Source organism: Sporosarcina sp. Y1011, from assembly GCF_057669885.1.
Genome location: NZ_JBYHFP010000001.1, coordinates 104,503 through 116,367, shown reverse-complemented (window position 1 = coordinate 116,367; position 11,865 = coordinate 104,503). Strand labels below are relative to the sequence as shown.

Genomic DNA, 11,865 nt, shown 5'->3' with positions numbered 1-11,865 from the left:
CAGCTAGTAAGTGTGACTACCAATTGGGGTACCGTTCAAACTAGCTCAGTTTTTTTTACTAGCAGACGCACTAATAAACTTATCAAATAGCCGTAGGGAGACAGAATCTCCTTTTGCTGATAATAATTCGGGATGCCACTGAACACCCAGTACAAATTCCTTACCAATGCATTCGATTGCTTCTATAATTCCATCACTCGCCATACCAGTAACTTTGAAAACAGCAGCTACATCTTTCAAAGATTGATGGTGGTATGAATTAACTTGAATGCGCTCACTTCCCGCTATCGTTTTTAGCAAACTTCCGTCTTCAACCATCACATAATGAGATGGATGTGAATTGGGTGCTATTTGAAAATGCTGAAGTGTTGGACTCTCGTTTTGTTTATGTAAATCTTGAAAAATCGTGCCCCCAGCTGCAACATTCAGTACTTGGAGCCCCCTGCATATACCGAGAATAGGTTTACCTGTTTTGAGCATATGTCGAGTAATTTCCAGCTCGATTGAATCCCTGATTGGCGAAACTTCACCCAGATAAGCATATGGCTCTTCATTGAAAAGCATTGGATTAATGTCCTGCCCTCCGGATAAAATAAGTCCATCCAACATTCCAAGCAGTTGACTGACATCTTCCTCAATCCCAACCGGAATAATAAGCGGTAAACCACCCGCTCTGATGACCGATTCGACATATTCATTACCTAAAACGTGCTTGCCACTTTGTTCGACATCTGTCGTTATGCCGATAACCGGTTTCATCAACAGTCCCCCTACTTAACGGTATTTTATTTATCAGGGTTACAAATTGCAAGTTCACGTCAATCAAATCACGATGTATTAGGCAGACAAGCTGTTGATAAACTCTTCAATCTCTGCTTGCGATTTTCGATCCTTACTGACAAAGCGCCCGACTTCTATGCCGTCATGGAACCCTATGAAACTAGGGATTCCAAAAATATCAAGTTCCCCACATAAATCGATAAACTCGTCACGGTCAACCAAGATGAATTGATATTCAGGATAATCCGCTTCAATTCGAGGTAAAATCGGTTCAATGACACGGCAATCCCCACACCAATCAGCTGAGAACATAAAGATTATACGCTCCTCACTTTTCAATTTTTCAAATTGCTCGATCGATTGCAACTTCTCCATTCGAATCACTCCTTATTTTAAATTATCTATAATTTTAATTCTATCATCAAAAAAAGTGGCAGTCACCAACTCGGCCTTTAAACGACTCATTTTTTTAACAACCAACTATTTTTTGAAGCTCCACATGGACCATTTTCCGATGTCTACAAAGCCAATCCGTTTGTAAATAGAACCTGCATCGGGATTATCGTAAAACAGACATATCATCTTACCTTCTTTGAGAAGTTCTTCGCAGATCACCGACATACAAAATGAAGCCAACCCTCTTTTTTCGTGACCTGGTAACGTTCCTACACCTACAATCATTGCAGACTGGCTATTCTCAGCCGTACTCGATGCAGAACTAATTATTCGACCGCCCTCTTCGATGAAATAAGACCGTGCTGACCCATTGCTAAGTGAATCACGTTTATGTTCAACACTCATCGTACTCATTGCAAATTCAGGTATCCCTTGCATTTGATCAATGATTATTTCAGCGTCTTCAGGTACAGCTTTCTTCACAACTATTCGTGCGGGAACTACCGGCAAGTCATTTGCCTTCTCACATTTCGCATAATAAAGTACTCGAGGATTGGTTGGTTTCAAAGTCAAATGCGGTTCCAATTTAAGAACAATATGTTCAATTCCAGATATGAACTCGTATTTTTCATCAAAATTAATTATTTCTGCTATTCCTTGCGCATCGAATTCCCCAGGTGCATAGACTATGAAGTTTCCAGCATATTTTAACAGAACACCACGTAATTGATCATCCTCTGTGACATCTCCCCATAATTTCTGAATGGGATTATCAAACCCATAGGCTTCGATATCTCCAATAATAAAAAGGTTTTCTGTTGGTTTTTGAGAGACAAAATCTAAAGTTAGTTGCCTGTCTTCCTCAGTAAGTAGTCGAATCAATCAGAACACCTCTTTTACTTTTATTCCTAAGTTTACCAAGAGGTGCTCGATTTCACAATATGAAAAGGACCTTGTCAATAAAGCTGACAAGGTCCTTCTAATCCAGACGTTAGCTAGGAACACTTTTATGAAGCGGCGGAGGAATAATCCACCCTTTTTCTTTATTCAAAGTTAACAATTTAAAACCGAACAGCATTTTATCCGCGTGGAATTTACTGAACATCATTGCGACATCTTCCCGCAAGCATTGTCCCATTACTTGACTGCATGACACAAGACCCTGCCCGACATTAATGGACATTGCAGCACTGATTTCTGGGTCCATAAATCTCGCTCCGACCGGTATCTCTTCTGCATTCGCTTTAGGTCGTTCTGGCAATGAAGGGGGCAATGCGATTCCATTCTCTTTCAGAACATTTTCAAGCTGCTTGTTTTCTGATTTCATCGTTTTTATTGCCTCTTCTAGGAGTTCAATGAGATCTTCGTCACCTGCATGATTAACAAATGCTTCGTAGCCACTAATTAGCCCATTATTGGCCAAAACAAATGCCCATGATCCTATTACTTCTCCGTAGTGCAACGGTTGGTCTTTTGGATTTCCATCTAAAATTCCCAAATTAATTATCTCTCCTTTTTTCTCCACTTGTTTAAATGGATCTCAACCTTATTATGTGAAGATATAAAAGTTATATACATCATTTTGTCTAACTCGGAAATTTCACAATGCTACACAGTTATGAATTAATCAATTTAGGGAATTCTAATTAAATGGCTTAAAAGGGAGGGTATTTTTGTGCGACATTGGATTTTGTTTCCGATGTATATCATCACATTGTCGTTTCTATTCTTTACTGTTGTTGTAGCAAAGGAAGAACCATCAAGAGAAACAATTCTGGAAGAACGAATGCAATATTATTTACGTTTCGAGAATGTAACTGTTCCGTGGTATTATTTAGCAGCCGTCGATCAGTATGAACGTAATATCCAACAGGTTCGAACTGATATACCCAAGAAAGATGGAACCATCGCAATCCACTTTTTAGATGAGTATTGGATTGGCTCACTTAATCCAGATAAAGACGATACATCTTCTGAATCGATTGCCTACTTTGGCGGAAATGGCCTTGATGGTAATGGAGACGGTGTTGCAGATAATAATAATGCAGAAGATGTGCTTTTTACAATGGCCACTTACTTAAGTAAGTATGGACAAGATGAAGAGGATTTCAAATTAGCTTTAGAAAATTATTACAAGCGTGAAGAAACTGTTAGGCAAATCATGACGATCGCGAAACTGTATAAGCACTATGAAACGCTGGATTTGGATGAACATGCTTTCCCTATTCCCACCAATTATAATTATAGTTACAATGGAACCTGGGGGGCAAAAAGAGGCTGGGGCGGCCGAAGAATTCATGAAGGAACCGATTTATTTGCAGGTTATGGTGTCCCCGTGCGAGCCACGTCTTATGGAGTAGTTGAAATAATGGGCTGGAATGAATTTGGAGGTTGGCGGGTCGGTATTCGAGATACACATAATACGTACCACTATTTTGCCCATTTAGCTTATTTCAATAAAGATATCACAGAAGGTGACATCGTTGAACCAAGAACAATCATCGGTTCAGTAGGCAGCTCAGGTTATGGTAAAGAAGGGACATCAGGTCGTTTCCCTCCCCATCTCCACTACGGGATGTACAAATATAACGGACGGACAGAATGGGCTTTTGATCCGTATCCTTCGCTCAAAGTTTGGGAACGACAAGATAAGCAGAGATGAATAAAAGTGTAAAGCATCGGTTATCATACCGGTGCTTTTATTTTCGAATTTGTTTCCCCCTCTTATCTTCCCAACGTCTATCATCAATATTTACCATAAAAAGACTTTTATTGAGTAATTTTTCATGGTAAAAAGCCGCACCCCTTCATAAAGGTCGCGGCTTTTATTTATTCAATTCATCAATTCTGCAACAATTTCATAAGAACGCAATCGATCTTCATGATTGAATATTTGCGTGTTAATAATTAATTCGTCTGCTCTCGTTTCTTGAATGAAACTTTCGAGCTTTTGTTTTACAGTTTCCGGACTGCCGACGATTGTTGTACGAGAATCAAGCGTTTGCGCAATAGATGCCTTTTGTTGTGGTGACCAAAAGTCTTCGATATTGTCGACGGGTGGTTTTAGTTGTGACGGCATTCCCGTAGTGATACCAAGGAATTGTAGTTGCTGTGAAGTTGCCAACCATTGAGCCTTCTCATCCGTCTCCGCTGCGATGACGTTGACGCCAAGCATGGCATACGGTTCCTTAAGAAATTTAGATGGTTTGAAATTCTGATGGTAAAGCTGCATTGCTGCCATTGTATAGGCGGGTGCAAAATGACTTGCAAAAGAGAATGGCAAACCTTTCTGCGCTGCGAGCTGTGCACTGAAACCGGATGAACCAAGAAGCCATATCGGAATATCGAGTCCTTCACCTGGAAATGCGCGAACACGGGCTGATCTGTCCGGTTCAAAATAAGATTGAAGTTCTGCCAACTGTTCAGGGAAATCATCGCCAGTGCTTTGCAAAGTACGGCGTAGCGCAAAGGCTGTTGCCTGATCCGAACCGGGTGCACGACCTAAACCGAGGTCAATTCTTCCCGGATAGATTGATTCGAGTGTACCGAACTGCTCTGCAATGACAAGCGGCGCATGGTTAGGTAGCATAATTCCCCCCGAACCGACGCGAATCCGTTTTGTCGCTCCAGCAATATGCCCGATAAGGACTGATGTCGCAGAACTTCCAATACCTGGCATATTGTGATGCTCAGCAAGCCAGTAGCGGTTGAACCCCAATCGCTCTACGTGCTGTGCCAATTCCGCACTATTTTTGAAGGACTGCGTAGCGTTGCTGCCTTCATTTATCGGAGAAAGATCTAGAACTGAAAATGGAATCGAATTGAATTTTTTTATATTATCAACAACCAAATCTAATCACTCCTTATTTTGTTCTCACTAGAAAGGATACCGTTTCTGCATGTATTGTTCTATCAATTGGTCTCAGATAAAAAATTGATATCTTTAAAAATGATGCTTGACATTAGTTTTTCATTTGTTATGATTAATTCTAATTCCATAACTAATCTAACTATTTTGATGGAGACACACTTTATCTACTGAAATCTCAAGAGAGCTGATGGATGGTGCAAATCAGTGATTTCTTTGTAGAGTAGCACTCCGGAATAGATAAGCCGAAACATTTAGTAGGTTTATCCGTCACATGCGCGTTAAGCATGCTAACTAAGACTGTCGCTTTTATTGGACAGTAAAAAGGGTGGTACCGCGTGAGTATTAGAGCTTTTCGCCCCTTACATTCATTTGTAAGGGGAGGAAGGCTTTTTTTATATTTATTTTTATTTCCATAATCGAGAGGAGAATGAAGATGTTACAAGACCAAATGCTACTACGAATTCCGGGACCGAGCCCCATCTCACCAAGTGTACAACGGGCGATGAGTCAACCAATGATCGGCCACCGGGGACAAGAGACATCGACTATGCTTAGAAATATCAAGCCTGGACTGCAAAAGGTTTTTGGCACGAGTCAAGACGTTCTAATATTGACCGGCAGCGGGACAGCAGGTTTGGAAGCTGCCGTTGTAAATATTGTCAATCCCGGCGATGAAGTATTAGTCATTGTAACAGGAGCATTCGGTGAACGTTTCACAAAAATTTGTGAAGCTTACAATATCAAGGTTCATAGTGTGGATGTCGAATGGGGACAAGCACTGGATCCTTTGCAGATTAAAGGTCTATTGCAAAATAACCCCGATATTAAAGCCGTATTTTCTACATATTGTGAGACGTCATCGGGTGTATTGAATCCTATTAAGGAGCTGGCACAAGCAGTCCATGAAGTCTCGGATGCTTTAATCATTGTAGATGGCGTTTCTTGTGTCGGTGGTGTAGAGACGAAAATGGATGACTGGGGAATCGACGTATTAGTGACAGGTTCTCAAAAAGCGTTCATGCTTCCAGCAGGGCTCGCTTTTATCGCAGCGAGCGACCGCGCATGGAACATCATTGAAAACAATCCCCAACCTCGCTATTATTTGGATTTAATTAGATATCGTGACAATTTGTTAAAAGATACAACTCCATTTACACCTGCATTATCTTTGTTATTCGGTCTGGAACAAGTGCTTCAACTAATGGAGAATGAAGGATTCGAACAAGTGAACGCACGTCACACATTGATGATGAATATGACGCGCGCCGCTTTCCGTGCGTTAGGAATCCCTTTACTAACAAGTGACAAGGATGCCTCCCCCACTGTCACTGCCGTAAAACCGGATGACTTCGATGCAGAAGCGTTTAGAAAAGTCATTAAACAAGAATTTGGTTTAATTGTTGCAGGCGGACAACAACATTTAAGCGGCAAAATATTCCGTATTGGCCATATGGGTTACTGTTCACCGGCAGATGTTCTGCAAACGATAAGTGCAATGGAAATCGGCCTACTCAAAATCGGCAAAAAGATAGATTTAGGTAAAGGGACTGCAGCAGCACAGCAAGTCTACGTAAACGAAGGAGTGTTGGTCTAAATGACTTTTAATATACTAATCAGCGATCCATTAAGTGAAGATGGTATTTATCCGTTAAGACAAGCTGAAGGTTTGAACATCGTTATTGAAACAGGTTTCTCACCAGAACAATTGGCTGATAACATTAAAGATTATGACGCACTGCTTGTCCGTAGCCAAACACAAGTGACACGTGAAATCATTGAAAAAGCGACAAATTTGAAGATCATAGGACGTGCTGGTGTCGGCGTCGATAACATCGATTTGGATGCGGCAACTGAACACGGAATTATCGTCGTCAACGCTCCAGATGGCAATACGAACTCTGCTGCTGAACATACAATGGCAATGTTGATGGCTCTAGCACGTAAAATACCACAGGCATTCAATTCGTTGAAAAATCAACAATGGGACCGTAAATCATTTATTGGCGTTGAATTAAAAAACAAGACGCTGGGTGTTGTAGGACTAGGACGAATTGGAGCGGAAGTTGCAGCAAGAGCGAAAGGACAACGCATGAATGTCATTGCCTATGATCCTTTTTTAACTGAAGAAAAAGCGAAAAAAATGGGAATTACAGCAGGTTCTGTTGAAGACGTGCTAAAAGCCGCTGACTTCATAACAGTTCACACCCCACTTCTGAAAGATACTCGTCACATGATCAATAAAGAAGCATTCGACTTGATGAAAGATGGCGTCCAGATCATTAACTGTGCACGAGGCGGTATTATCGACGAAGATGCACTCTATGATGCCATTGTTGCTAAAAAAGTAGCAGGTGCTGCACTCGACGTTTTTGAAACAGAGCCATTTGTTGGTCATAAACTGCTGACACTTCCCGAAGTAATTGCAACTCCTCACCTAGGTGCAAGTACGATTGAAGCGCAAGAAAGTGTGGCAATCGACGTAAGCCAAGATGTTGTAACATTTTTAAACGGCGGAGCTGTCCAGAATCCTGTTAATCTGCCTTCCGTTTCTAAAGAAGCACTGGCCAAAGTTGAGCCATTCTTTAACTTAGTTGAAAAACTTGGTGTATTCCTGTCCCATTTAGCAGAAGGTGTCATTCAAGAGGTAAATATATATTACTCAGGAAATCTCGCAGAATCTGATGTCCGCCCTTTAACTCGAAACACGCTAAAAGGACTTTTAAAACGTAACCTCGGTACACATGTGAATGATGTAAACGCGAAATTTTTGGCAGACCGTTTTGACATCAAGGTAAATGAACATAAAACTTCAACATCTAAAGGCTTTTCAAATTTAGTTACTGTAGAAGTATCGACAACGAAAGGTTTAAGACGTGTTGCCGGAACTTTGCTTAACGGTTTAGGCGCACGTATTGTGAAAGTCGATGACAACCTCGTAGATGTTACACCTGAAGGTCACTTGTTGTTCATTAACCATAAAGATCAGCCCGGTGCCATCGGGCGAGTTGGAACGTTGCTAGCAATCGAAAACATCAATATTGCGACGATGCAGGTTGGTCGATCGAATGTCGGCGGAGATGCCATAATGATGCTAACCGTTGATAATCATGTTGAACAGAATAATGTTGATCGATTGAAAAAGCTTGAAGATATTTTCGATGTTATTGCAATAGACTTGTGAGTTTTATTTAGTAAACGGACTTACGTTATCACAAACTCCACTATTTCCATAAAAAGAACGAGCATCATTTTACATTGATGCTCGTTCTTTTTTCAGTATATAACTGATACATGTCTTTTGGTTAAAACGTTTTACGCATAGACTTCATGAGAAAGCTAACAATAATCACAAAAATTAGTGCCCCTATAATAGCAGGAACAATATAAAAGTCCGCAAGTTTAGGTCCCCAATTCCCCAGCAATCTTCCACCAATCCATGCACCAATTACACCAGCTATGACGTTACCTATGACTCCGCCCGGCATATCTTTACCTAAAATGATTCCTGCAAACCATCCAATAATTCCGCCTAGAATTAAAAATAATATCAAACCCATACTGTACATCTCCTTTTAAGTAATTTGGATTTTCATGAATCATTATTCCAATGACTATAGTAATTGAAACTTCGGGAAGGAGAACTAAACCTAAATCTCACACTAAATTAATACGCTTCAGAGACTATGAATATACCTTTTCGATAAAATCCTCAAAAAAAGATCTATTCACAAAAGTGAATAGATCCGGGAAATCCCTAAGTATTGAATTGTTTAATCTTCAAGTTTCAGAGTCCCACGCGTCACAGGTTCCCCACTATTTAACAGTTCACTTTTTCCTCAACTCTTCTAGTATGGGAAATAGTTCTTCTAAATGACGAATCTCATAAGTGGGTATTATTTCTTCACTTGGTTGTTTGTTCTCGCGGTTAATCCAAACGGAACGCATTTTCACTCGAGAGGCACCTAAAATATCTGTCATCAAATTATCTCCAACCATGATCGCTTCATCCGCGGTTACATCGGTTTGAGTGAGGACGTGCTGGAAAATGGATGGATCTGGCTTTCCAATTCCAAATGCGCCCGAAATGATAATCTTTTCAAAGTAAGGCGCTATTTCCGAAGTAATTTCCAGTTTCGTATATTGTAAACTTGGAGAACCATTCGTCAGTAGAACGAGTTTGTATGTATCTTTCAATAGATCTAGCACTTTTAATGATTCTTCATATACAAACGGACTTTTTTTCCGTTCTTCGGGGAATAGTTCGGCTAAATCACTTCCAAGTTTTACATCGTCAATACCAAGCCCCTTAAGTCCTCTTGTCCACGCTTCCTTCCGATAGCTTGGAACAATTTCTTTCATTCTCTGGAAGGAGTCGCCTTCATCATTAAAATTCCCCCAAAGACCTTCAAAAGGATTAATGCCAATTGTTTGTGTGAATTCATATATATCATAAGTTTCATAAATTTTCCTGGCTTCGAACCTGACAGCTTTTTCAAGTACCACCGGATCAATATCATGTTTCTGTGCGGCAATTTCACAGGTTTTCTTGAATGCAACTGCGACACTTTTATTATCCCATAGCAACGTATCATCCAAATCAAAAATAATTGCTTTAATCATAAATGACCATCCCCTATTTGTTTTATATATTAGTATACATTAGAATACAAATTCTTTATCCAAACTACAAATATCAGTATTGTTAAAAATGCATATAGTTGATATCAGTTTGGGCTGCTTGTCGTTTAACTACTAAATACTTTGCTTCATCCAAAGAAAAGGATAGCACCTTAGAGGGCTACCCTTTTCTACTTTCTAATTGAAGAAACGGTTACGCTTTTACCGGTTCAGTAACTTTGACTACCCAACCAAATGGATCTTCTACTTTTCCAGTTTGAATACCTGTGAGTGTATCATAAAGTTTTTTAGATAATTCACCGGTTTCATTATTATTAACGACCATTATATCATCGCCCCAATTAAGTTCTCCAATTGGTGATACAACTGCTGCCGTTCCTGTACCAAACGCTTCTTCTAACGTACCATCCATATGTGATTGCCTTAATTCTTCCATTGAAATTTTGCGTTCAACGACCGGAATATCCCAGTGTCTTAGTAACTGAAGGATTGACTTTCTCGTAATCCCTTCCAAAATACTGCCATTCAGAACTGGTGTTATGACTTCGCCGTTTATTTTGAAAAAGACGTTCATGCTACCAACTTCTTCAATGTACTTTCGCTCTACTCCATCAAGCCAAAGAACTTGTGAATAGCCTTTTTTACTTGCTATCTCCTGTGCTCTCAGTCCTGACGCATAGTTACCTGCTGTTTTTGCATTTCCCGTTCCGCCTGCAACTGCGCGCACATATTCATTCTCAACTAGAATTTTAACCGGATGGATTCCTTCTTTATAGTAAGATCCAACAGGTGAAAGAATAATGATAAATTTATATTTCTTAGATGGTGCAACACCAAGATACGGTTCAGTTGCGACCATGAAAGGTCTTATATAAAGTGAAGTTCCTTCTGTTTCTGGAATCCAGTCTTTATCGATATTAATTAATTGTTCCAAAGCTTCGATTGCAATCTCTTCGTTGAAATGTGGCATACACAAGCGTTCGCTTGATCTATTCATGCGTTTCATGTTTTCTTCCGGACGAAACAGCAGAACTTGACCATTCTGACCTACATAAGCTTTTAGTCCTTCAAATACTGTCTGGCCGTAGTGGAAAACAGTAGATGCTGGATCCAACTCAAGTGGTGCATACGGAACAATTCGATGATCCGTCCAACCTTGTCCTTCACAATAGTCAGCCACAAACATATGGTCAGAAAATACTCTTCCGAACTCCAATTGGTCGGATGATGGCTGTTGTTTTTTCGATTCGCTTAATGTGACTGTAATTGTATGGGTCGTCATGATATGTGCATCTCCCTATTCCTAATTTTCCGGCCATTCGCTTTGGCCATTTCCGTTTAGTTGTCGATTAAAAAGGAATACCAAGATAAGCGACGTGTAACCACTTCAATTATATCCCTTTATTTGGATATAATCGCGGAAATTATTATCTAATAATATTGATTATATCAACTTCTTTATAAATAAGCTATCTAATCCCCTAAAAAATATTTGTGAATGTAAATGTCTTTTCTATGAAATTGCTGAGTTGATGAAGATCTTCCGGGCCACACTAAGGATGAATCATCAATTCCATTTTAGAGGAGGAACAAGAGTGTCCAAACATTATTTCATCGGTATAAAAATACCATCGATTTTAGAAAATCATGTTGAGGGTTTTAAGAATAAATATGATCTTCAAACAGCTTATAAAGTGATTCCGCATATAGAAGATTTGCATGTAACTTTGCTGTATATAGGACCCCTGTCAGAGCAACATTTGCCTTTACTAACGGATAGACTTTCGGTAATTGCAGCTGGTCATCATTCATTTTCCATGCATATCAATGGATTATCCTATTTCGGTCCTTCGTCCGGTCCGCGAGTCGTCTATTTGACAGTTAGCGAAACCGTGGAATTACCACCTTTACAAAGAGAAATTGAGATTAATGTCGCCAAACAACTTGATATGCCAATCTCGGATCGATTCACTCCCCACGTCACAATTGCCAAAAAAAAGAGATCGAAGGATAAACTAACCATTCAAAAAGAAAATTTTGCACCGATTGAAGTTCCAGTCCTCTCGTTTTCCCTGTTCACGATACATCCGGATAAGTCTCCCAAATATGAGGCAATAAAAACATTCCAACTGCAATCATAGGTTGAATACTAAATCACAAAACATATTGTCTAGTGAAAT

General features: G+C 39.9%; 12 protein-coding genes and 1 other annotated feature. Of the genes, 4 read left to right on the top strand and 8 right to left on the bottom strand.

Annotated features, from left to right (window positions below; all coding sequences use genetic code 11):
* Positions 1 to 45: 45 nt before the first annotated feature.
* The 4 genes from AC25Y5_RS00575 to AC25Y5_RS00560 form a co-directional block, all read right to left on the bottom strand.
* The gene (locus AC25Y5_RS00575) at positions 46 to 759 is read right to left on the bottom strand and encodes a gamma-glutamyl-gamma-aminobutyrate hydrolase family protein (RefSeq protein WP_488138622.1); all 714 of its coding nucleotides are present in this window, start codon (positions 757 to 759) and stop codon (positions 46 to 48) included.
* Between the two features lie 78 nt (positions 760 to 837).
* A complete protein-coding gene (locus AC25Y5_RS00570) occupies positions 838 to 1,155 on the bottom strand; it encodes a thioredoxin family protein (RefSeq protein ID WP_488138621.1) in 318 nt (105 codons plus the stop codon).
* A 105-nt stretch (positions 1,156 to 1,260) separates the two neighbouring features.
* Positions 1,261 to 2,058 (bottom strand): GNAT family N-acetyltransferase, encoded by a 798-nt coding sequence (locus AC25Y5_RS00565; RefSeq protein ID WP_488138620.1) that lies wholly within the window; start codon positions 2,056 to 2,058, stop codon positions 1,261 to 1,263.
* Positions 2,059 to 2,167: 109 nt separating this feature from the next.
* Positions 2,168 to 2,674: a DUF3231 family protein gene (locus tag AC25Y5_RS00560; RefSeq protein ID WP_488138619.1), complete on the bottom strand. Its 507-nt coding sequence runs from the start codon at positions 2,672 to 2,674 to the stop codon at positions 2,168 to 2,170.
* Between the two features lie 201 nt (positions 2,675 to 2,875).
* On the opposite strand from AC25Y5_RS00560, the gene AC25Y5_RS00555 reads away from it, so the two are divergent.
* Entirely contained in the window at positions 2,876 to 3,838 is a 963-nt protein-coding gene (locus tag AC25Y5_RS00555) for a M23 family metallopeptidase (RefSeq protein WP_488138909.1), read from the top strand.
* A gap of 171 nt (positions 3,839 to 4,009) precedes the next feature.
* On the opposite strand, the gene AC25Y5_RS00550 is transcribed toward AC25Y5_RS00555, so the two are convergent.
* Positions 4,010 to 5,026 carry an LLM class flavin-dependent oxidoreductase gene (locus AC25Y5_RS00550; RefSeq protein ID WP_488138618.1) on the bottom strand — a complete coding sequence of 339 codons (1,017 nt, stop codon included), beginning with the start codon at positions 5,024 to 5,026 and terminating at the stop codon, positions 4,010 to 4,012.
* A gap of 156 nt (positions 5,027 to 5,182) precedes the next feature.
* Positions 5,183 to 5,410: a binding site (T-box leader), on the top strand.
* 70 nt (positions 5,411 to 5,480) lie between these two features.
* Here AC25Y5_RS00550 and AC25Y5_RS00545 point away from each other — a divergent pair.
* Positions 5,481 to 6,641 (top strand): pyridoxal-phosphate-dependent aminotransferase family protein, encoded by a 1,161-nt coding sequence (locus tag AC25Y5_RS00545; protein ID WP_488138908.1) that lies wholly within the window; start codon positions 5,481 to 5,483, stop codon positions 6,639 to 6,641.
* Positions 6,642 to 8,228 carry a phosphoglycerate dehydrogenase gene (gene serA, locus AC25Y5_RS00540; RefSeq protein ID WP_482099963.1) on the top strand — a complete coding sequence of 529 codons (1,587 nt, stop codon included), beginning with the start codon at positions 6,642 to 6,644 and terminating at the stop codon, positions 8,226 to 8,228.
* 121 nt (positions 8,229 to 8,349) lie between these two features.
* Here the strand turns inward: serA and AC25Y5_RS00535 are convergent, their stop codons facing one another.
* The 3 genes from AC25Y5_RS00535 to AC25Y5_RS00525 form a co-directional block, all read right to left on the bottom strand.
* A complete protein-coding gene (locus AC25Y5_RS00535; protein ID WP_482105621.1) occupies positions 8,350 to 8,604 on the bottom strand; it encodes a GlsB/YeaQ/YmgE family stress response membrane protein in 255 nt (84 codons plus the stop codon).
* 268 nt (positions 8,605 to 8,872) lie between these two features.
* Entirely contained in the window at positions 8,873 to 9,667 is a 795-nt protein-coding gene (locus AC25Y5_RS00530) for an HAD family hydrolase (protein WP_488138617.1), read from the bottom strand.
* A gap of 211 nt (positions 9,668 to 9,878) precedes the next feature.
* Positions 9,879 to 10,967, bottom strand: a complete 1,089-nt coding sequence (locus AC25Y5_RS00525) for a branched-chain amino acid aminotransferase (RefSeq protein WP_488138616.1) — start codon at positions 10,965 to 10,967, stop codon at positions 9,879 to 9,881.
* A 313-nt stretch (positions 10,968 to 11,280) separates the two neighbouring features.
* Here AC25Y5_RS00525 and thpR point away from each other — a divergent pair, with 313 nt between their 5' ends.
* Positions 11,281 to 11,826, top strand: a complete 546-nt coding sequence (gene thpR, locus AC25Y5_RS00520) for an RNA 2',3'-cyclic phosphodiesterase (protein ID WP_488138615.1) — start codon at positions 11,281 to 11,283, stop codon at positions 11,824 to 11,826.
* The last annotated feature ends 39 nt before the right edge of the window (positions 11,827 to 11,865 follow it).